Source organism: Bacillus paralicheniformis, assembly GCF_002993925.1.
In the GTDB taxonomy this organism is placed as follows: domain Bacteria; phylum Bacillota; class Bacilli; order Bacillales; family Bacillaceae; genus Bacillus; species Bacillus paralicheniformis.
On sequence record NZ_CP023665.1, the window covers coordinates 3,877,614 to 3,899,081 of the forward strand.

23 protein-coding genes are annotated in these 21,468 nt (G+C 46.4%); 6 read left to right on the top strand and 17 right to left on the bottom strand.

Features of this window, described 5'->3' with window-relative positions; translation table 11 throughout:
• Nucleotides 1-19 precede the first annotated feature (19 nt).
• Nucleotides 20-898 carry an acetoin biosynthesis transcriptional regulator AlsR gene (gene alsR / locus CP943_RS19830; RefSeq protein WP_023857148.1) on the top strand — a complete coding sequence of 293 codons (879 nt, stop codon included), beginning with the start codon at nucleotides 20-22 and terminating at the stop codon, nucleotides 896-898.
• Nucleotides 899-983: 85 nt separating this feature from the next.
• On the opposite strand, the gene ggt is transcribed toward alsR, so the two are convergent.
• The gene (ggt, locus tag CP943_RS19835) at nucleotides 984-2,561 is read right to left on the bottom strand and encodes a gamma-glutamyltransferase (protein WP_105981264.1); all 1,578 of its coding nucleotides are present in this window, start codon (nucleotides 2,559-2,561) and stop codon (nucleotides 984-986) included.
• 254 nt (nucleotides 2,562-2,815) lie between these two features.
• Between ggt and CP943_RS19840 the strand changes: the two genes are divergently transcribed.
• The 3 genes from CP943_RS19840 to CP943_RS19850 are packed head-to-tail and all read left to right on the top strand — an operon-like array spanning nucleotide 2,816 to nucleotide 4,413.
• Nucleotides 2,816-3,274 (top strand): chromate efflux transcriptional regulator ChrS, encoded by a 459-nt coding sequence (locus CP943_RS19840; RefSeq protein WP_206761243.1) that lies wholly within the window; start codon nucleotides 2,816-2,818, stop codon nucleotides 3,272-3,274.
• Between the two features lie 21 nt (nucleotides 3,275-3,295).
• Entirely contained in the window at nucleotides 3,296-3,880 is a 585-nt protein-coding gene (locus CP943_RS19845; protein ID WP_023857146.1) for a chromate efflux transporter ChrB, read from the top strand.
• Entirely contained in the window at nucleotides 3,877-4,413 is a 537-nt protein-coding gene (locus CP943_RS19850) for a chromate efflux transporter ChrA (RefSeq protein WP_025810673.1), read from the top strand. Before CP943_RS19845 ends, CP943_RS19850 begins: the two co-directional genes overlap by 4 nt.
• Before the next feature lie 97 nt (nucleotides 4,414-4,510).
• Here CP943_RS19850 and CP943_RS19855 read toward each other — a convergent pair whose 3' ends face one another.
• The 3 genes from CP943_RS19855 to CP943_RS19865 all read right to left on the bottom strand — a co-directional run bounded on the left by CP943_RS19855 (nucleotide 4,511) and on the right by CP943_RS19865 (nucleotide 6,381).
• Nucleotides 4,511-5,263, bottom strand: a complete 753-nt coding sequence (locus CP943_RS19855) for a tyrosine-protein phosphatase (RefSeq protein ID WP_020453186.1) — start codon at nucleotides 5,261-5,263, stop codon at nucleotides 4,511-4,513.
• Nucleotides 5,264-5,289: 26 nt separating this feature from the next.
• Nucleotides 5,290-6,012 (bottom strand): YveK family protein, encoded by a 723-nt coding sequence (locus tag CP943_RS19860; protein ID WP_020453187.1) that lies wholly within the window; start codon nucleotides 6,010-6,012, stop codon nucleotides 5,290-5,292.
• A gap of 225 nt (nucleotides 6,013-6,237) precedes the next feature.
• Entirely contained in the window at nucleotides 6,238-6,381 is a 144-nt protein-coding gene (locus CP943_RS19865) for a YwzD family small protein (RefSeq protein WP_020453188.1), read from the bottom strand.
• 215 nt (nucleotides 6,382-6,596) lie between these two features.
• Here CP943_RS19865 and CP943_RS19870 point away from each other — a divergent pair, with 215 nt between their 5' ends.
• Both CP943_RS19870 and CP943_RS19875 read left to right on the top strand, forming a co-directional pair.
• Nucleotides 6,597-8,195: an SWIM zinc finger family protein gene (locus CP943_RS19870; protein WP_023857144.1), complete on the top strand. Its 1,599-nt coding sequence runs from the start codon at nucleotides 6,597-6,599 to the stop codon at nucleotides 8,193-8,195.
• Nucleotides 8,182-10,947, top strand: a complete 2,766-nt coding sequence (locus CP943_RS19875; RefSeq protein WP_023857143.1) for a DEAD/DEAH box helicase — start codon at nucleotides 8,182-8,184, stop codon at nucleotides 10,945-10,947. Before CP943_RS19870 ends, CP943_RS19875 begins: the two co-directional genes overlap by 14 nt.
• Nucleotides 10,948-10,985: 38 nt before the next feature.
• Here CP943_RS19875 and CP943_RS19880 read toward each other — a convergent pair whose 3' ends face one another.
• The 13 genes from CP943_RS19880 to CP943_RS19940 all read right to left on the bottom strand — a co-directional run bounded on the left by CP943_RS19880 (nucleotide 10,986) and on the right by CP943_RS19940 (nucleotide 21,452).
• The gene (locus tag CP943_RS19880; protein ID WP_023857142.1) at nucleotides 10,986-11,789 is read right to left on the bottom strand and encodes a YwqG family protein; all 804 of its coding nucleotides are present in this window, start codon (nucleotides 11,787-11,789) and stop codon (nucleotides 10,986-10,988) included.
• A gap of 48 nt (nucleotides 11,790-11,837) precedes the next feature.
• The gene (locus CP943_RS19885) at nucleotides 11,838-12,785 is read right to left on the bottom strand and encodes an ATP-binding protein (RefSeq protein WP_025810669.1); all 948 of its coding nucleotides are present in this window, start codon (nucleotides 12,783-12,785) and stop codon (nucleotides 11,838-11,840) included.
• A gap of 11 nt (nucleotides 12,786-12,796) precedes the next feature.
• Nucleotides 12,797-13,462: a hypothetical protein gene (locus CP943_RS19890; protein WP_026580209.1), complete on the bottom strand. Its 666-nt coding sequence runs from the start codon at nucleotides 13,460-13,462 to the stop codon at nucleotides 12,797-12,799.
• Nucleotides 13,463-13,483: 21 nt separating this feature from the next.
• Nucleotides 13,484-14,473, bottom strand: coding sequence for a tetratricopeptide repeat protein (locus CP943_RS19895; protein ID WP_131824705.1), 990 nt, complete (start codon nucleotides 14,471-14,473; stop codon nucleotides 13,484-13,486).
• 320 nt (nucleotides 14,474-14,793) lie between these two features.
• On the bottom strand, nucleotides 14,794-15,672 hold the full coding sequence (locus CP943_RS19900; RefSeq protein WP_026580210.1) for a Cof-type HAD-IIB family hydrolase: 879 nt from the start codon (nucleotides 15,670-15,672) through the stop codon (nucleotides 14,794-14,796).
• A 15-nt stretch (nucleotides 15,673-15,687) separates the two neighbouring features.
• Complete coding sequence (locus CP943_RS19905) at nucleotides 15,688-16,458, bottom strand: transcriptional regulator GlcR (RefSeq protein ID WP_026580211.1); 771 nt, start codon at nucleotides 16,456-16,458, stop codon at nucleotides 15,688-15,690.
• Nucleotides 16,459-16,600: 142 nt separating this feature from the next.
• Nucleotides 16,601-17,266 (bottom strand): transaldolase family protein, encoded by a 666-nt coding sequence (locus CP943_RS19910; RefSeq protein ID WP_023857136.1) that lies wholly within the window; start codon nucleotides 17,264-17,266, stop codon nucleotides 16,601-16,603.
• 19 nt (nucleotides 17,267-17,285) lie between these two features.
• Nucleotides 17,286-18,071 (bottom strand): sorbitol-6-phosphate dehydrogenase, encoded by a 786-nt coding sequence (srlD, locus tag CP943_RS19915; RefSeq protein ID WP_020453198.1) that lies wholly within the window; start codon nucleotides 18,069-18,071, stop codon nucleotides 17,286-17,288.
• Between the two features lie 14 nt (nucleotides 18,072-18,085).
• Nucleotides 18,086-18,457: a PTS glucitol/sorbitol transporter subunit IIA gene (locus tag CP943_RS19920; protein ID WP_105981265.1), complete on the bottom strand. Its 372-nt coding sequence runs from the start codon at nucleotides 18,455-18,457 to the stop codon at nucleotides 18,086-18,088.
• Nucleotides 18,458-18,480: 23 nt separating this feature from the next.
• Entirely contained in the window at nucleotides 18,481-19,488 is a 1,008-nt protein-coding gene (gene srlE / locus CP943_RS19925; RefSeq protein WP_020453200.1) for a PTS glucitol/sorbitol transporter subunit IIB, read from the bottom strand.
• Nucleotides 19,489-19,504: 16 nt separating this feature from the next.
• Nucleotides 19,505-20,053: a PTS glucitol/sorbitol transporter subunit IIC gene (gene srlA, locus CP943_RS19930; RefSeq protein WP_020453201.1), complete on the bottom strand. Its 549-nt coding sequence runs from the start codon at nucleotides 20,051-20,053 to the stop codon at nucleotides 19,505-19,507.
• Complete coding sequence (locus CP943_RS19935; protein WP_023857134.1) at nucleotides 20,050-20,493, bottom strand: transcriptional regulator GutM; 444 nt, start codon at nucleotides 20,491-20,493, stop codon at nucleotides 20,050-20,052. The genes srlA and CP943_RS19935 overlap by 4 nt, the downstream gene beginning before the upstream one ends.
• Nucleotides 20,490-21,452 (bottom strand): sugar-binding transcriptional regulator, encoded by a 963-nt coding sequence (locus tag CP943_RS19940; protein ID WP_026580214.1) that lies wholly within the window; start codon nucleotides 21,450-21,452, stop codon nucleotides 20,490-20,492. Before CP943_RS19940 ends, CP943_RS19935 begins: the two co-directional genes overlap by 4 nt.
• Nucleotides 21,453-21,468 lie beyond the last annotated feature (16 nt).

Genomic DNA, 21,468 nt, shown 5'->3' on the forward strand with positions numbered 1-21,468 from the left:
AGAAAGGAATGAGTGAATAATGGAGCTGCGCCATCTTCGTTATTTTATGGTTGTTGCCGAAGAACTGCATTTCGGAAAAGCAGCTCTTCGGCTGAACATGACTCAGCCTCCGCTCAGCCAGCAGATTAAACAGCTAGAAAGTGAAATAGGCGTCACCTTGCTGAAGAGGTCAAAAAGAGCCGTCAGGCTGACGGCGGCAGGCGGGGTCTTTTTAAAACAAATCAAGGAAGGACTTTCCCAGATTGATCAAGCCGTCGACATGGCTCAGCGGACGGCCCGCGGGGAGCTGGGCAGACTCGTGATCGGCTTTGTCGGCTCCGCCACATACGAGATCATGCCTCCCATCATCAGGGAATACCGAAACCGGTACCCGTCCGTCCAGATTGATCTTCGGGAGCTTTCAACCCCCAATCAGGTCAATGCACTGCTAAACGGACACATTGACATCGGAGTGCTGCATCCCCCGTTGGGAAACGACGAGCTAAAGTCATACACAGTGAAGAAAAGCCACTGTGTCCTTGCACTTCCGAAACACCACCCGCTGTCAGAAAAACCCCGGGTACATTTGAAAGATCTTGAAGACGAATCGCTGATCGTCATTGCCAAAGAAGCGTGGCCCTCTTTATACACGGAATTTAATTTCTTGTGTGAAAAAGCCGGGTTTATCCCCAACATCGCCCAGGAAGCTACAGAATACCAAATGGTGATCGGCCTCGTGACAGCCGGAATGGGAATCGCCGTTGTGCCTACAGCGGCTAAACGATTATTTAACCTCGATGTTGTATACAAAGAAATCGAAGACTTTCCCCTTCGCGCAGAATGGATTACCGCACATCGAAAAGACAACCGCAATCCGGCGCTTAAACATTTCATCGAAATCTCGGATCAATACTCATAGCCGGATAGAAAAAAACCCGCGGACAAATCCTCCTTGTTCACGGGTTTTTTTCTCATATTGACGTTTGCGCGTTTTGAAAACGGAGTTAACTGCCGATTGCCGCTCCATCGCTTCTCGGATCGCTTCCTCCTCTCAGGAAACCTCGATCATCAATCTCGATAATGCCGGCATGACCCATCACACCGTCAAAGTCGCCGACAACGGTTACATGATGCCCATGCTTACGCAGTTTTTCAATCACTTCGGGCGCCACTCTGCTTTCTATTCTTACACCTTCCACTCGTTCTCCCCATGTTCTGCCCCACAGCCATCTCGGTTCATGAACGGCTGTTTGCGGATCCATTCCGTAATCTATCATTCTCGTGATAAGAGCCGTCTGCGTCTGCGGCTGTCCTTCTCCCCCCTGCGTTCCGTAAAGAAATTTCGGCTTGCCGCCTTTGAACGCCATGGCGGGCATCAGCGTATGAAAAGTTCTTTTTCCCGGCTCCAGTGTATTGACATGGTCAGGATCAAGCGAGAAAAACGACCCTCTGTTCTGCAAAATGACGCCGGTATCTCCAGCTGTCACACCTGAGCCGAATTCGAAATACAAACTTTGGATAAACGAAACAGCATTCCCGTCTTCATCTACTGCTGCAGCATAAGCCGTATCACTGCCGAGCGGCCGGCTCTCCGCCTGAAGAGCCGACAGTCCGATTTTTGCGGCCAGCTCCCGCGCATACCCTTTGTCAAGCAGGCGCTCCAGCGGTATTTGGGAAAATGCCGGGTCAGTCAATACTTTATTGCTGTCGGAAATACTTAATTTCAATGCTTCGATGAGCAGGTGATAATATTCGAAAGAGCCGTGCTCGATCATGCCAAAGTCGTAGTTTTCCAAAATATTCAATGCCATAAGACCGGTAAATCCTTGTGAATTCGGAGGCATTTGATAGATCGCATATCCTCTGTATGTAGAGGAAAGCGGAGATACCCATTCCCCTTGATGCCGCTCGAAATCTTCCAGGGTCAAGATGCCTCCGTTGTTTTGCAGATAGGCTGCTGAAGCTTGGGCAATTTCCCCTTTATAAAAGGCGTCTCTTCCTTTCTCAGCGATCATCTCCAAAGTGCGCGCGAGCTCTTTTTGCACAAAGCGCTCACCTGGAGTGGGCGGGTTTCCTCCCGGAAGATAAATATCTGCAGTGGTCGGCATACCGGAAAGCCACTCAGCGTTTTTCACCGTGTTTTGACATTGATCCGGCGAGACCGGGAAACCCTTTTCTGCATACATGATCGCCGGCTTCAGCACCTCCCGAAGCGATAAACGGCCGTATGCCGCCAGTATTTCGGCCCAGCTGTCCGCCATCCCCGGCACGGTAATCGCACTGCTCATGCCCCTGACCGGAATGGCACGCTCTCCTTTATACTGATTCCGGTCCGCTTTCCGCCCCGACCGCCCGCTGCCATTGTATCCTTTGATCTCACCGCTTCCTTTGTGATACATCAGCCAAAAAGCATCCCCTCCGAGTCCTGTCATATGTGGATAGACAACAGCAAGGCACGCGCTTACTGCCACAGCCGCGTCAAACGCGTTTCCTCCCTTCTCCATGATGCTGTTCCCTGCAAGCGAAGCGAGATAATGAGGACTGACAACCATTTGTTTCGAACCGATCTTCAGTTTCTCCATAGCTCTCTTCCTTTCTTTCAAGCATCCATTTGTCTTTGAAGTATAGTGGCCCGTTTAAGGAGGCGCTACTTTCAGGGAAGAAAAACTAACAACCCTTTTTCAATAAGTATTAAAAAAACGTTAAAATGATTCATATCGAAATCCGTATTATGATACAATTTACAAAATGTTCATTTATAACGTGATTGACAAGCAATTTCGTATGATCATGACCAAACAGAAAGGAAGGGACATTTGTGAGCCTCGACTACCATATGCCAAATTTAATTCTTGATGAAACGGATAAAAAAATCCTTTCGATCTTGCATGAGGAAGGAAGAATCTCTTATACGGATTTAGGAAAGCGCGTGGGACTTTCAAGAGTTGCCGTACAAACGCGGATCAACAACTTGATTGAAGAAGGCATCATTGAAAAATTCACAGCCGTCATCAATCCAGTCAAAGTTGGAATTCATGTATCGGTGTTTTTCAATGTTGAAGTCGAACCCCAATATTTAGAGGCTGTTGCCGTTGCTTTAGAAAGAGAGCCCGCCGTGACAAGCCTCTATCATATGACAGGGCCGAGCAAACTGCATATGCACGGCATTTTCGCAAATGATCAGGAGATGGAGGAATTTTTGACAAAGCGCCTGTACCCTCTGAAAGGCGTCGTGAGTGTCGACTGCCAGATGCTGATTAAACGATATAAGAGCCGAATGGGAATGAAGCTTTAACTGAATAGGAGGAAACGCGAAATGAAGCACCCTTACCGGGAACTGATCATCGCAATGACAAGAACGGGGATATTGGGATTTGGCGGCGGACCGTCCGTTATCCCGCTGATCCGTCATGAAGCCGTTTCAAAGTTCAAATGGATCGATGATGATGAATTCGGGGAAATTTTGGCGATTGCCAATGCGCTGCCCGGACCGATCGCTACAAAAATGTCGGCATATTTAGGTCATAAAGTCAAAGGCGTTCCGGGCGCTGTCGTGGCTACAGCGGCCCATATCTTGCCGACGTGCGTTGCGATGGCCGCCTTGTTCGCAGCCGTTAATGTGCTCAGCCACTCCAAAATCGTAAGCGGCATGATCGGCGCTGTTACCCCTGTCATCGCCGTCATGCTCGGCATCATGGCTTACGAATTTGGGCAAAAAGCATTGAAAGGCTTCGGCTTGCTTGCCGGCGTGCTTTTCTTTATTCTTGCATTTTTGGGTCTTCAGGTGTTTTCCATCCATCCCGGCATCATTGTCATCCTGTTTTTAACGTATGGCGCGTTCCACTTTAAATTAAAAAGAAAAGCGGCCCGGGAAAAGGATAAGGGAGTGTCCGCTTCATGATCATCTTTTATTTATTTTGGGCTTTCTTTATTGCAAATTTATTGGGCTACGGGGGCGGTCCGGCTTCAATTCCGCTTAATTTTGAAGAAGTTGTTCAGCATTTTCACTGGCTGTCAAAAGAAGAATTTTCAAACATGCTTGCGCTCGCAAACGCACTGCCGGGTCCAATCGCGACAAAAATCGCCGCTTATGTCGGCTACAGCGTGCTCGGATGGCCCGGTGTCTTCATTGCTCTTATCGCAACTGTGCTGCCTTCGGCCATCGCGCTCGTTTTGCTGCTCAAGCTGATCGGCCGCTACCGCCAGTCGCCAATCGTCAAAGGAATGACCTTGTCGGTTCAGCCGGTTATCGCCATGATGATGCTTCTTTTAACGTGGGAAATCGGCGGTGACGCAATCCAGTCGATCGGCTTGGTTCAATCACTTGTCATCGCGCTGATCTCTTTGGTGGCCTTGACGAAGTTCCGCGTCCATCCGGCTTTCCTGATCGTGGCCGCCTTCGCTTACGGCGGGCTTGTCATTCCGCTTTTGTAGAAAGGGACGTCCGGCCGCTTTCTATCGATGATATAAAAAATCAGCGCCGCATAACCGGCGCTGACATTTTGACTGACGGGCTTTTGTGAACAACCTTTCACAGCAGGCCCATCAGCTTTTTCTTTTTGACGGGACGGGGTGTTTCTTTATGAATCTCCCGGTTTTCCAGGAGAAGGCCCGCGTTTTTTGTAAACACGTATAAGAAATCGCGGCCGTAATCGCTTTCCACTGCATCAAAAAAGAAAGATCGGCTCGTGAGGTTGTGGGCGTCTGATGCGATAAAGTGGACGAGGTTCGCTTCAAGAAAGCGACGGGCGAGCCGTTTCACGCTTCTGCCAAAGCGGCCTGTAAGACTTGAACATGTCAGCTGGGCGCACGCGCCGTTTTTGACGAGGCGGTACAGCAGATCAGGATTCTCCATCAATTCAAGGTTCCGCTCGGGGTGTGCGATAATCGGAATGTAACCATTTAACTGTAGATCGAACAACAGCTTTTCGGCATATCGCGGAACATGGTGGTAAGGAAGTTCAATCAGCAAATACTTTGTGCCGGCGAGGCTGAGCAGTCTGCCGCGCTCAAGATCACGCTTCAATTCGCCGTACAGGCGGATTTCCTGTCCGGGAGCAATAAGCACCGGGATGTTTTCCTTTTGCACCCGCGTCTTTAAACTCGAAACAGCTGCCAGAATGGCCTCTTTTTGGTGTTCGTATACACCGTTTCGGTGGTGAGGTGTGGCGATAATCGTATGAATCCCTTGACGGGCGGCTTGTTTAGCCATTTCTATACTGTCATACATACATGCTGCCCCATCATCAATGTCCGCTAGAATATGGCAATGAATATCGATCATAGGCGGCCTCCCCGTGTTTTCCCGTTTTAGATCGTATGGTCTTTACCGATAAAGCTTTCCAGTTTCCGGGCTTGTCCTTTTTTCGGTTTTACATACAGAATATTTCCCAACACATGAACGTTCAGCTCTTTTTCGATGTCTTCTTCATTTCGAACGGTATTTTTCAAAAGCTCGAGTAAAAATGCAAGCCCTGCACCAAACAGCAGGCCGAATCCTGTAGAAACAGCGATGTTGAACTTCTTGTTCGGGCTGACGGGAGCAGGCGAATGTTCGGGGTTTGCTTTCGCAACAAGGCTGACTTCGGTATTTTCACCCATAATGCCGTCAATGTCCCTTTGGAATACGGCGACGACCGTGTTCGCGATGTCCGCCGCCTTGGAATAATCCTTGTCAGTCGCGGAGATACTGACAATCTGTGATTCATTTTCGCTGATAACCGTAATTTTTTGCTTCAGGTCTTCAGCCGTTTCCGGCAGGTTTAGTTCGTCTTTAACCTTATTTAAGATGAGCGGGCTTTTCATAATGACGTTATAAGTGTTGATTAGCTCAAGGTTGGTCTGAATATCGGTGAAGTTCGACGTTTGACGGCCGTTGATGAGGATTTGGGCGGATGCCTGGTAGACGGGTGTGAGCCAATAAAAGTTGACGGCAGCGCTGGACAGAGCGGCCGCAATGGTGATCAGTGCGATCAGAACGAATCTTTTTTTCAAAATGATGAACACATCTTTAAAGCCGATATGATCTCTCATAAAAGCCTCCCTCTAGGATTCGCGTATTTATTTAAATTTTCAGCAAATTAAACACCTCCCTTTGATTATACATGGTTCTTTCGTTTCCGAAAGAAATGAATCCTGACAAATAACGGGAGATACCGGGGAAATCGCGTCTTTATATGGTATTAAATATCGACTTTTGCAGGACCTGCGCGCTTTTTGCTGAACGAAAAAGTGTGCAAACCGAAGTTTGCACACCTTTTACGTCGTATATCCATTTTTGATATGAAGAATGAGATCTTCAAGAAGTTCTTTCGTCGTTATGTCTTTTGATTTTTCACCAATGTCATACGCATGCATAAGAATTCTCAAAAATTCTTCCTGATTCAATTCCTTGTCATCCATATCCTTTTCCTTTCAGATTCCATAAATTAAAACATTTCTGATTATATTTCAAATTATATGATGTAAAGAATCAATTTGCCATAGTCTATTACATTATTCGACAGCCATCCGTTTTTATGTCCTTTTCCTGAGAAAATCTTTTTTGGACGGATTGATTAAGCTATAATAGAGAGATTGGAAACTTTTTAAAAGCCATTCGGTTAGGAGCGATAGACATGCTTCAAGACATGATTTCAAAAACGGTTGTGATGGATGCAGCTGAACAGTTTAAGCATGTACTGCCGTGCACAGAAGCTAACATTCAGCTCATGAAAAAAGCCCTTATTTTATACAGACAGGATTCCGTCTATCGGGTCAAGCCGATGAGCGGGCATACGGTCAGTGCTTACGTTCAGGATGTGGTCCCGGTGAAGGTCTTCATCGACCTCGCCGACGTTAAAAAAAGCAGCTGTTCCTGCCCTGCTCAAAACATCTGCCGGCATGTGCTTGCCGTTTATTTATATCTGTATGCACAATATGATCGATTGGGAACGTTTACGGAGTTTTGGAAAGAAGCGCAAAAACGCCGCGAAAACAGGGATATTCTCGGACAGCTTCAGCGTGGAATGAAACCCCGCAGCCACACGCTCGATCAATGGACATCGTTTTTCAAAACGGAGTTCAGACGATGGGAAGAGCATACGCCTAAAAACCAGCAAACGATGCAATACCTTTACTACGGGTATTTTTCAGCTTTAAAAAAGCGGACGCCTGCGGAGCCGGAGCTGAAAAAAATGTACCAAATCCACGCGGCTCTTGCGACATGGCTTGCCATGCATTCGCTCGTCGAGAAAGGGCGCATTGATCCTGAAAAAGATTTTTACTCGCTGAATCCTTATATCGAACAGCTGATGGACACGATCTACAGCTCAATCGATGAACTGAAAACATATGCGCTATCGTTCTCCCTTGATCCGTTTTTAGAAAAAACCCCCGGCGCGATTCGGGAACTGCTGCTCAAGAAAGACATTTTTCAGTATGAAAGGCTGCGGATTTTCGGGGAAATCTGGAGTGCGCTTCTGTCCCGGCCAAACTGGCTGAAGCGGGAGCTCGATGTGCTGAACGATCTGGAGCCGTCGCCTGAAATACAATTCGGCAGGCTGCATCTTGAATTTCTGCTAAAAAACGACGATGTGATTCTTGATCAAGCCGGATCGTTTTCACCTGAGATTCTTCCTTATACATTTCAATGGCTCAGCGTCATGACCGCCAAAAAAGACTGGAAGCGCCTTAAAAAATGGTACGAACACCTTGAACAGCTTGCATCCGGCTTCTGCAGACTGGATAAACCGTACCGGGAAATACGCGATGTTTTAAGCGAATTCTTCCTGTTTCTGAGCGATTACAGCAAAAACGCAAAAGAAGAGCATGTATATGAACGGTACTGCAAAAAGTGCCTTCCTTATACGTTTACTGAATACAGCCATTTTTTATATAACAAAAACCGCTTTACGGAGTGGATGGAGATCCACAGCCTTGTCGGTTTTTCTATCTCTGAGATCGGACAGAACGCCTTGAAAGATATCGCAGCAGCAGCCCCTGAAGCTTTGATTCCTTCCTATCACAGAGAAATTTCCGGGCTGGTTGAACAAAAAAACCGCTCAAGCTACAAAGAAGCCGTCAAACAATTAAAAAAACTGCGCTCCCTCTATAAGAAATCGAAAAAACAGGATGTCTGGAACCGGTTTATGGAGCAGTTTTCAGCTCGCTATAAACGGCTGAGAGCCTTCCAGGAGGAACTTAAGAAAGGAAAGTTGATCGATGGCGAGTCTTAAGGAAATCGTGATACATGTCGAACAATCAGAAGACTATACATTCATTTTATCTTGTCATGACGAGGATCATCAGTTTCTTACGCGGAATGAAATGGAAAGGTATTTGTTTCAGTGGCACGAATCGTCTTTTTACGGAACGTTTCTCGAAGATGCCGGTTTAGAGACTCCAGCGGTTCTGCTGTCTCCGTGGATGGCGGTCGAATTTCTCGGCAAAAACTCATTTAATTCGTACAGCGACATCAATCTCACCGAGGAAACCGAACCTTTGATGAAAACGGCTTCCACCATTTATGAGTTTATCGCAGATGAAGATTTTCTTCCCGACTATGAAGCATGGAAGCAAGAGGTGCTGCGTTGGAAAGATAAAGAAGGGATTTTGGAAGGCTATACAGCTGAATGGTTTTCACACGCTGTCGAAGACTACATCAACTACAATGACGAGTTAAAAGCAAAATGGGAATCGATTGTCGCACATTCTCCCGCCGTCACCACATTTCAGGGCCACTTTCTTGATGAAGACGATTTTCTTGAAACGATCGGCTGGCATGAAAACCCTGTGCCGTTTACTGTCGGACTCCGCTTAAATGAACCTGACTTTGACGGAGACGATTGGAAAATCGAACTGTTTTTGCGCGACAAAAAAAGCGGAGCCATTCAGTTCTTTGAAGGCTTGAACAGGCTGAAAAAATCGTGGCAGGCATACGCTGATAAAATCGCACGGGAACAAGACAGATTCCGCCAAATCGTGCCGTGGCTAACGATCGACTCGGGAACGACGCTTTTAACGGAAGAGGAAGCATGGATCTTCCTATCCGAAGCAAGTGAAACTCTTGTCAGCATGGGGATTGAAATTTTGCTGCCGTCATGGTGGCAAATCGTCAGAGACAGCAACATGCTGCTGAAAGCGAAAGTGTCATCGGCTCCCCGCGGCGAGTCCTTTGTCGGAATGAATGCATTGATGGACTTCAACTGGCGTTTTGCTACGAACGGAATCGAACTCACAGAAGAAGAATTCGAGCAGCTTGTCGCCAATAAAAGACGGCTTGTCAACATACGCGGGCAGTGGATTAAAATCGATCCGAATTTTATCAAACAAATGAAAAAGCTGATGGAGCGAGCAGAAACAGAGGGGCTTCATATGTCTGACATCCTGGCGCGCGAGCTGACGGAGCGGAGCGAAACCCGCGAGGATGATGATCTGTTCGATGCTTCCGCATTCAGCGAGGTGCGGTTTGAACTGTCCTATCAGCTGAAAAACATGATCAAAAAGCTGAGCCAGCGCGATGATCTCCCGTCATACCCGGTCAGCAAATTTTTTGACGGAACGCTCAGGGCTTATCAGGAAGACGGTTTGAACTGGCTGATCTTTCTCAGAAACTGCGGCTTCGGCGCCTGCCTGGCAGACGATATGGGTCTTGGAAAAACCATCCAGATGATCGCCTATTTCGCCTATTTAAAAGAACAGGGACAACAAACGCCATCTCTCATCATTGCGCCGACTTCCGTCCTCGGGAACTGGCAGCGCGAACTTGAGACCTTCGCGCCCGACCTGACGGCGGCGCTCCATTACGGGCCAAAACGCCCTAAAGGTGAAGCGTTTCAGGAATGTTACAAAGATGCAGATATCGTCTTGACGTCATACGGCCTCGCCCAATCCGACTTTGACGATCTCAGCAGCGTCGCCTGGAACTGCATCTGCCTTGACGAAGCCCAGAATATTAAAAATGCGCACACGAAACAATCCCGCTCAATCAGAAAGCTGAAAGGCATGCATCATATCGCGCTCAGCGGGACTCCGATGGAAAATCGCCTGACGGAGCTGTGGTCGATCTACGATTTCATGAACAAAGGCTATCTCGGAAGCCTTGGCAGCTTCCATAAGCGATTTGTCCTGCCGATTGAAAAAGACCGCGACGAAAAACGTATCGAACAGCTCCAGCAGCTGATCAAACCGTTTTTATTAAGGCGGACAAAGCAGGACAAGGAAGTCGCGCTTAACCTGCCTGAAAAACAGGAAGAAAAAGAGTTCATCCCGCTCTCGGCAGAACAGGCCTCACTATATGAACAGCTTGTCAAAGATACGTTTGAACATATGTCAAGCCTCGCCGGAATGCAGCGTAAAGCTCTCATCTTAAGCATGCTCGGCAAGCTCAAACAAATCTGCGGCCATCCTGCCCTTTACTTAAAAGAGACCGGGAGCGAGCTCCTTAACGGAAGGTCAGTCAAGCTCGAAAAACTGTTGGAACTGACGAAGACGATTCGCGAAAGCGATGAAAGCTGCCTGATTTTCACCCAATATCTCGGGATGGGAGATATGATGAAACGCCTGCTCGAGAAATCATTCGGCGAACCGGTCAAGTTTCTGAACGGCAGTTTATCCAAGCTAGAACGGGACAAAATGGTGGAGCAGTTTCAGAACAAGGAATTTCCGATTCTGATCTTATCATTAAAAGCCGGCGGCACAGGCCTCAATTTGACGGCCGCCAATCACGTCATCCACTATGACAGATGGTGGAATCCCGCGGTTGAAAATCAGGCGACAGACCGCGCCTACAGAATCGGACAGAAACGGTTCGTCCACGTTCATAAACTGATCACCACCGGCACAATTGAAGAAAAAATCGACCACATGCTCGAATCGAAGCAATCGCTGAACGATCAAATCATCCAAAGCGAAAATTGGATCACCGAGCTTTCCGAACATGAACTAGAAGAGTTATTTACCCTGAACGCTTCGGCTATTACGGGTTAAACAAAACAGCTGTCTGAAATAGACAGCTGTTTTTTGTGTTAATGACAGTCCCAATTATATAATACGTTTGAAAAGTCCTTATTCTTTAAATCATCAGGCCTTATAAAAAAATTGGCAATCCCGACATCTCCCCACATCGCGTCAATGTTCTCATCAGAATCAATTTGCAATAGCAGAACGGTATGATCCGGATAATCGCCTTCCCGCGGATCATCTTGCGTAAAGGCTGCGTAGCCCCCGATCTTATGGGAGAAGCCGCCGTACATTTCACTGTATTCTTCGAACACCGTTTCCTCTTGATCGCCGAATTGCTCAAAGAACGTCCAAGCATCCTTTCCCGCGTATCGCTCAAATTGAAAGTCGGACGCAGAGACAAGTTCAGACCCTGTGTCAGGTGTGAGTGAGGATTCGCATCCAATCGGAAAGGCCAGCTCATCCTCAAGCTTCACAAACGAAAAATCGTCGACAAGCTCGTCTTCATTTTCGATGACATTCTCAAAATACTTGATGCAAAAACTCGACTGTTCACACGGATCATCAAAATTCAATCCGTAAACATCATCACTGACAGAGATAAAAAAAAGCAGAATACCGGATTCCGGGAAATTCTCAAGGCGGGGCATGTCTGAAAAATTAATTTGCGCAAGCAGTTTCATCGGTTTTCCCTGTGAATCGACAGGATACTGTTCAGACTTTGGAAAATAAGGATCTCCGGCCAGTTTGCTTTCATATCGGCCTGTTTTTCCTTTTCTCGTGTCCAGCTTCAAAAAATCCCGCGCTGATTGTTCAAATTGCCCGCGGTATCGGGCCATTTTTTCGGGCAATTGAAACGGCTTTTTCATACTTATCATTCTCCTTGACCGAGTGACACTTTAAAATGCGGAGGTCACCTATTTGAGCTTATTTCTCTTCATATAATCAAGAACGGATTGATATGCTTTATTCGCATCACTAAACATGGCATAGTTTTTCGCTGTTGAAAACCATTCAAGCGTTGAAGGCACTCTCCCTTGAAGGCTGCTTTCAAGATCTGTCTGATGGACAGGCGACAGCTTTCCTTGCTGAAGCGACCGTTCGATCGCCTGATCTAAAGCATCGCTGACCAATTGTTCTAAATCAGCCCCCGAAAAATGGCAAGTCTTTTTGGCAATTTTCAGTACATCAATCTGATCATGCGGCTTACCGGACAGCTTTAAATTTAAAATGTCGACACGTTCTTCTTCAGATGGGGGCGGCATAAATACCATCTTATTAAATCTGCCGGGACGGCGTAAGGCAGGATCTAAATACCACGGTGTATTCGTTGCACCGATCACATACACACCGTCATTAAACGTCCCTAAACCATCTAATTCTATCAGCAACTGATTGACCAGCACCCTGTCATGATGCTGGCTCATTCCCTGCCGATTCCCCCCGATCGAATCAAGCTCATCAATAAAAAGAACGCAAGGACTGTTATCACGCGCTTTTTCAAAAATATCATGCAGATTATGTTCGCTCTGCCCAACATACATGGACAATATCGCTTGAAGCTCCAAGTGTATAAAGTTTGCTTTGATCTCGCCGGCAATCGCTTTCGCGATAAATGTTTTTCCACATCCCGGCGGGCCAAACAGAAGAAGACTTCCCCCCGTCGCTTTTCCAAACGCTTTAAAATATTCAGGATTTTGCAAAGGCAAAATAAAGTCCATGTTGATTTTCTTTTTAATATCTTCTAATCCGCCGACATCAGCAAAAGTTTCACAGTGTTGTTCTAATTCGGTTAAAGCATGTTGATGTTGATCAAACTGAATGACTTTCACCTTTGCGCGTTTTTCCGTATCATCCCTCTTCATATTTATCCTTCCTATCTATGATTTGTACCGGTTAAGATCCTTTTCACCACTTTATAGTTCGCCTTGGAACCCGCATGTTTTTCTAGCTGGGCCTGATCTTTCTTTTTGATTCCGCTTCTTTCAATATGTATTCCTTGCCGCTGCAGAAGCTTATCAAGTTCATCAGCTTTATTGTAAAACTCGTCGGACAAGGCGGCATCGATTTTTTTTCCGTCATTTAACGTCAGATCATACTTCAGGTAAAGTGCCCCTTTTAACCCTTTTTGATAATAGGCATGGACAGAAGTGACATCTTCCATATCGTAATGTTTGGTGCTGGAAATTAGCCCTTCTCTCATGACAATGCTGTTTTTCCCGATATTTTGATATTGAAAAAAACCATTGCATAGCAGCGTCAGCCCTACCACTAGAAGAATCAAGGATAAAGGCAGCTGCAAGCGCCCCTGATAGCCTTTGGAAGTTATCACTTTTCTAACGGTGTAAGGTATACAAATGAAGGTCAGCAACAGGCTGTAAAATATGCTTACATCAGAGCAAAAAAGCAAGTTGTCGGAAGCCGCCAGCATTTTCATTTGAAGATTCCCAAATCGGTCATACAAAGACATCGTGCCGACAAAACTGAGCAGTCCGAAAAAAACAAAAAATAGAGTTCCCGGTTTATCTTTATGTATTTCCATTATTTCCACTCTTTCATTCATTTAAAATATCAATCTGTATAAGAATGATATGATCCCTATCACAATAATCAGCAATACAAAAAGGATCCAAATCGGTGTGTACTTCAAAAATGTGAGGACCGAACTACCTCGCATTTGTTCGGGCAATTTTCGCTGCATGAAGGCTCCCGCCAGCCCGTTCATCATATAAGGTGTACTGTAGACGACAAACAGGTATGGAATCGTAAGCCACTTGAAGACCAATGTCACGATGACTAGAAGCGGCCAAAACAACACCGGTTTTTTAACACGCAGCTTCTCATGGAAGCGCCTGACTTTCAACGGGTATTTCATAAACCAAAAATTACACATGTTGTATAACGCTAAATTGGGTACAATTCCTGGATTGTTCGGATTGATTTGTAGAGCTGTTTTGTTTAAAGTCAAGGCTTGTGCATAATCTCCTCTTCGATACGCCGCAGAAGCGGCCATTCCCGTGAACATGGCATTATCAGCATTTTGGGCAAGCGCTCTGTCTGAACACGCTCTTGATAATCGATCCTCAAAAAACACCGCCAAAATTTCACTGTATACGACAAGAGAAAATGGATCGTCAGGTTCTAATTCCACTGCCTTTTCTATATAAAAACGCGCTTTTTCATACTCATTTTTATCATGAAAAAGAAATTGAGCGTGCATTGCATAAGTGTAGTGATTATCAGGGTACTGTGAAATCAATAATTCATTTATTTCCTCATGCTCTTCGTACATTCCCAATTCATAGTATGCGAGAGCCAAGATAACCAAAATTTCAAAGTTCATCGGATCTAAATTTAAAGCCTCTTTTGCAAACTGTACCGCTTTTTCATATTCTTTCGCATTAAAATATATATTTGAAAGCAATTGATAGCCTTCTTGTGAGTCGGGGTAACTGGATAAAAACTGCTCTGCTTCCTTCAAGGCTTCCTTTGTTTTCCCCCACTTTGAAAGCCGCTCTGCTTTCTCATACATTATGCTCATTTGATTATCCAAATCGATCACCTGTTTTTACTCTTTTTCAATGAGTTCTAGTATCTTTTTCTAAATTCGAGGATTTAAACTAATGATAAAGTCACCTTCCATTCTTGGAATTTGAAATAATAGTTAAATAGTAACAAACATCACCACATCAAACAATGAATAAAAAGTAACGAAAATAATACTTCATAGTTCACGAGTCAGCGTTAAAATAAATAAAGGCCGCCGACATTGTCGGCGGCCCGCGGATCAATAACATCCGCTGCTTAACCGCACTCCTTCAATCGTTACGCTGCCATGTACCGGCATCACGCCGAATTGAAAGGATGTACGAATTAAACCGGTTTGACTTGTTGTTCAATCAGCTGATTCAGGATGTGAGCGACGCCATTTTCATCATTAGTGAGCGTCACCTCATCAGCCATCTCTTTAATGTCTTCGCGCGCATTGCCCATGGCAAAGCTTTTCCCCGCGATCTTCAGCATCGAAAAATCATTGAGACTGTCTCCGACAGCAGCTGTTTCCTGAAGGGAAATGCCGAGCTTGCGTGAAAGCTTTTCCAACGCCAGCCCTTTTGACGCCTGAAGATGCTCAATTTCAAAGTTATGCTCGGCTGAAGTGACAAGCGTAATATCTTGCGCATCTTTAAATCGCTGCCATCCCGTTTCCAGTTTTTCTTTATGAAAAGAAAAAGCTAATATGTTATATACATTGACATCTTTTCCCGCTAAAAACAGGTCGGTATAGGAGCTAATGTACGCGTATCCGTTTTGACTGAGCTGCTGTTCAGCAGCGAGTTCCAGCCTTGAAAGATCGGCCCCGGGATTTGCGCTTTTCAAGCGGTCCAGCTCAATGTCAAGCAGCTCGCGGCCGTTTTGCGGCGTGAAGATCGCTTCATCGCTGAATACCTCATAATAGTAATTCTTTTCTTCAAGCCATTGAAGAATTCCTTCCGCCCGTTTCCTGTCAAGCGGCACCGAGTGGTAAAGGCGGCCTTCAGGATCATGAATCACCGCTCCGTTGGCACTAATAATCCATGTTTTAATACCTGTCGGCTCAAAAATCGTTTGAACATCGAAGGATGCTCTCCCTGTGGCAACTACTACTTCAATCCCGTGTTCCCGCGCTTTTTTAATCGCATCGATGTTTTCTTGTGAGATCTTGCTTTCACTGTTTAACAACGTCCCGTCTAAATCGACCGCAATCATTTTCATCTGCTGTTTTCCCCCTTAAATATCGTGATGTTCAGCCACGAGCAGCTCCACATCATGTTCATCAAGCAGTTTCTGAAACGGTTTCGGCGGCAGCCGGTCTGTAATGAGAAGGTCGATGTCACTGAGTTTAGCATACCGGTAAAAATCCGTTCTCCCGATTTTCGAATGGTCGGCAAGCGCTATGACTTGTTTCGCTTGGGAAATAATTTTCCGCTTCACCATTCCATCCTCCTCATGGGCAATTGTAAGCCCGTGTTCGGAAACCCCCACCACGCCGATCAGCGCTTTATCAACATGATAGCATGACAGCTTTTCAATGACGGAGGCGCCGTACAAAAAGCGGTGCTCTTTTTGAAGCTTCCCTCCAAGCAGGTGGATATCAGCACCTTTTCTTGAGGAAAGAACCTCCGCAAGGTTAATCGAATTGGTGATGATCGTGCAATTGACATCCGGCAAATGCTCGGCGCACGATTGGACTGTCGTGGAAGCATCCAAAATCATACGGTCGCCTTCTCTGATTAAAGAAGCGGCTGCTTTTCCGATCATGCTTTTCTCTTCGGAAACCATGCCCAGCCTGCCCGAATAGTCTTTGACCTCATCATGAACGGTAGGCAGAATCGCCCCTCCCCTTGTTCTGATAATAGCGCCTTGCTCCTGCAGTTTGACCAGATCCCGCCTTGCCGTATCTCTTGAAACTCCGAATAAAGAACAAATTTGTTCAACGGAAATCCGTTTACGCTCTTTTAAATAGTCGATGATGGAAATTAACCTTTCCTCTTGATACACTCGATCATTCCTTCTTTACACAAGTAAAATTCATTATTTATAAGTGATTATAAGTTATTACACAGAATAAATCAAGAACACATAAGTAATTATAAGTAAAAATAAAGCCTGAGTCCGGTTTCCCGATCCTCAGGCTCGCATGCTAAAATGAAAATGATCCATATTGAGAGTGCCAAATTTCACGAAACGCATGGATATCACGGTCTACAGCCGGATGATCAGCCAAATGGCTTAAAAGCTCAGGGCTGATTGTCGCCTCGTGGCTCCCCGCTTCCATGACGGCAAGAATTTGACGGTTATGTTTAAAGCTTGCCGCAAGCACTTTGCAATTTAAACGGTATGTGTTAAATAAGTCGACAATTGTTTTGACAACGCCCGCCCCATGACCATACTCTTGATCAATACGATTGACATACGGCGCGACATAGGAGGCGCCGGCTTTTGCGGCCAGAACAGCCTGTGCAGCGGTATAAACCGTTGTCCCGGTGGTCTGGATGTTTTCAGCCGCGAGCTCTCTGATCGCGTAAAGTCCTTGAGCCGTCACCGGAATCTTCACCGACACGTTTCCATCCAGCCAGTTATAGAGCGCCTTCGCCTGATCGGCTATATCCCGCCAATGGTCGGCGATCACTTGGGCATGGAGAGGCAGATGCTCGGGAAGGAGCCGCCGAATATCTTGAATCTGCTGTTTAAAGGGCTGCTTTTCCCTTGCGATCAGCGCCGGGTTTGTCGTGACGCCGCCAGCGGGAAATGAATCCAGCAATCTTTCAATCTCCGGTATATGCGCTGAATCAATCAGCATGTTCATCTCGCTTCCCCCTCGTGTTTTAATGCATGACCTGCCCTCCGGTTACATTAATCGACTGACCCGTCATATAGGATGCTTGATCAGAAGCGTAAAATAAGATGGCATTGGCGATGTCATCATACGTACAGCCCCGTCCGAGCGGCACTTTTTCGGTGTACACGCGCTCTACTTCGCTCTCTGGAATGCCGAGCTTTTTCGCGTATTGCGGAATCAAGCTTTGGAACATCGGCGATTTCAACAAATTTCCCGGCATAATGCTGTTCACGCGAATGTTGTGTTCGGCAAGATCGAGCGCGAGGCTTTGAGTGAGACCGACACCTCCAAATTTGGAAGCTGAATAAGCTGTATTATGTTTGCTGCCGACCTTTCCCGATTTGGAGTTAATTTGAATGATTGACCCGCTTCCCTGCTCAATCATGACCTTCGACGTTTCCCTCGCGCAAAGAAAATACCCGGTCAAATTGACTTCGATGGTCCGTTCCCAGTCTTCAAGCTCAAAATCTGTGATCTTATTGCTTTTGGCGATTCCCGCACTGTACACCATCACATCGATTTTATTGAATTCCTCCGTGATCCTGCCGATCATTTTTTCCACATCGGCTTCTTTTGTAAAATCTGCTTGAATCCACAGCGATTTGACCCCGTATTGACCGGCTGCATGTTCAGCCGTCCTTTCGGCGTTCTCGCCGTTGATGTCTGCGACCGCGATGTTATATCCCGCCTCTGCCATGCGGTAGGACAGCGCTTCTCCGAGACTTTGGCCGCCGCCGCATATCAATGCCACTTTTCCTTTATTCATCTCCATATTGCACCCGCTCCTTATGAGAATCTTTTAACTTGAATACAGTCTCTTGCTGAAACCTCCGGCAGTTGTTCTTTTCGTTCAAGGTACAGCGTTCCCGGCAGCTCGGCTGAAGCCGATCCGTCAAATTTCAGCGTAATATGCCCGAGATTCGCCAGGTTCTGGCGAACGGCTCCCCCAACGGCTGTGATTTTGTAGGACTCGCCGCCCAGTATGAGCTTATCGCCTTCATTGAAGTCGCCTTCTACAGGCTTTATATCAATTGATAAACAATAATCTTTCAATTCATCCGGAGCGCCTTCGCCGAATAATATAAGCATCTTTTCATCTGAAAATGCCGTTGCTTGATCTCCGATTCTGTTTATTTTTGTTTCATACAGCATGACCATAATTCTCCCTCCTTAAGAAAACCTCAGCTGTCATACATGCCAAAGCTGGCCAGCCAAGCAATGAAAACGGTTGGCGCCCCAGTCAAAAAACGCGAATACAGCACCGACGGCACCCCGACTTCAACCGTTTCGACTTCCGCTTCCGCAAGACCCAGGCCGACCGGAACAAAGTCGGCAGCTGCTTGCGAATTGATCGCAAATAACGCCGGCAGCGCCAAATTCGGCGGAATGTTTCCTTTGCCGATCTCAACGCCGATCAGCGAACCGACAACTTGTGCAATCACCGCCCCGGGTCCAAGAAACGGGGAAAGCAGCGGAAATGAACAAACAAGCGAGATTAATAGCAATCCGGGCAGTGACCCTGCAAATGGTGATAAATATTTGGCAAAAATGTCTCCGATGCCTGACTCTTTAATGATGCCGATCAATAGAGCCACAAAAGCCATGAACGGAAGAATTGTTTTGATAACGGTTTCAATCGCTTCCCGTCCAGCTTGATAAAACGTGCTGACGACCGATCCCATGGCCATCCCGATTGTCGCCATCATCCCTTTCGGCGACTGCTGTTCACTAATTTTTTTCTCTGTGCTATAATGGTTTTGTTTATTTTGCATTTGTTTTTCTTCTGGAATATTAGACTGTTCAGGCTCCTCCACAGCTCCCAGCAGTTTAATATTCTCTTTTTTTACTCCGGAAACATATATATCTTCTGTAATATGGGCGGCAAGCGGCCCGCTTTTTCCGGTCGCCATCACATTGATCGTCGGAATTCGCTTTTGCGGGTAAAGTCCGCAGCGCAGCGTCCCTCCGCAGTCGATGATCACAGCGGCCATTTCGTTTTCGGGTACTGTCGTTTTAAAGCCGTCGACCAGGGTGCACCCCGTCAGCTCAGCTAAATGATCCGCAAAATCGGGTTTGTTTCCGCCGGTGACGTACACGATTTTATTTCTCTCTTCATCAGGCGTGATCACCAGAGGCCCGCCAAACCCTCCCGGCCCTTTTGAAACTTCAACCGAACGATAGGAACTCATCTGTAAACCGCCTTTCTTATTTAAGATCAATCGAATCTTTCAAGGCAATGCCCTGCTGTTTCGCGACATAAGCCGTTGTCATATCCGTTACCCAGCCCCTGAGAAAGTTTGTTACAATCCCGACCAGAAGATAGCGGAGAGCGAGCTCGGTCGTTTCATGCCCCAGCGTCGTAATTCCTGCGGAAATCCCGAGGAAAACAAACAGCTCGCCCGGATTCACGTGCGGGAAAAGTCCGTTATGCGTGTGACAAGAATAGGATGCAGCCGCATAATAGCTCGGTTTGTATTTTTCAGGCAAGAACCTGCCAAGCGACAGCGTCATTGGATTTGCAAGCATGAACGTACCAATGACAGGCAAAACCATGTATCTCGTTAATGGATTTTTTCCCGACTTCCTCGCGAGCGCTTCGACGCGCTTTTCTCCTATCAGGCGTATCAGGGCATTCATGGCGACAAGAAGCATAATCAATAAAGGAACGATGTCTGTAAGCATACTGACAAACACTTCTCCGCCATGTCTGAATAAGTCCATAAACTTCTCCGCAAGCCATGTTACGTTTTTCATAATTCACCTCTTTTTTTGATTTGAAAGCTCATCAGTTTTTGAAGCCGCGTTTTCTTCTGCGGGACATCACCCCCTTTCGTGATGATGTCGAATGTTTTCAAGGCATCTTCAATTGCGAGCCGTGTGAGGCGGTCGTGCCGGACAAGCTCCGCTTGTCCGATCTTCAACAAATACTTTCCTTCAAACCCTTTTAAAGGCTTGATTCTTGAAAAGACAGTGACACCTTGCATTTTTGACGCCTTTAAAATTTTATTGCGCTTGTCAATGACAAACAGGACGACCGTTCCGGCTCTGAATAAGCCGGTCTTCCTTCCGACCGCGACTCTTCCCATACGTCTGTATGCGGCGAATGTTCGGTTGAAATGCCTGATTTGCAAAAAACCAAAAATACTTTGGAGAAGCCATGCAGCTCCAAGGGCGATGATAAAGTAAATGATCATAATTGGTTTCTTACCTCCTCGGCAATTTCTCTGGCTGTTTCGGCAGTTGTCACCAAAATATTAATATAACGGCCTTTTGCAGCCCCGATAATAGAAGGGACTTTTTCATGGGATTCAGCAAGACCGATGGAATACTCCAAATTCTTTAACCTCTTGATGTCTATCGCGATGGTTCTGTCATGAATCTCTGTTTCTACCAACGCTCCCGACCGATCAAAGAAACGCGAGCATATATCTCCGACCGCCTGCTTTTCTTCAAGGCGCTCGATATCCTGATCGCCGTAAAATCCGGTCCAGATCATATTTGAAGAACTAAGCGGCGCTCCGATCCCGACGGCTGCCACGGTAAGGCCGTTCCACAGACTTTCTATTTTTTTGAAATAGTGGGACTTGACGATTTCCTCTTTCGTTTCTTTTTTTTCGACAACGGCTGCCGCATCTATAAAGTAAGGCGTGCCTCCAAAGTCACCGGCAATGCTGTAGACGATGCTGTTCACGTGATATTTCGTATCCATGGCGCCCGGACCGCCGACAAGCGGCACGAATGAAGCACTCCGTTTTTTGACGCCGTGAAACTCCCCGATCATTCCCGCCATCGTCGTCCCCCATGCGAAGCCTACCGTATCCCCGTCTTTCACAACGCGTTTTAAGATTTCGGCTCCAGCTTTGCCGACGAGTTTCTTCTTGTCTTCAGATGTTTGTTCCGGTTTTGCTTCGCATATGTACACTTCTTTAAGCCCGAGCAGCTGTTCGAGCTCCCGTTCCAAATCGTAGTGTGTCCCGACATGGTCATCGATCGTGATTTTAACGATTCCTTCCTCGCGCGCTTTTTTCAGCATGCGTCCGACCGTTGTTCTGTATATCCCTGTTGCTTTTGCAATCTGGCTCTGTGTCATATCCTCTTCGTAGTACATTTTGCAGACTTTGATCAGAAGGCGTTTATCATCCTTTATTTCCATAAGATCACCCTTCTTT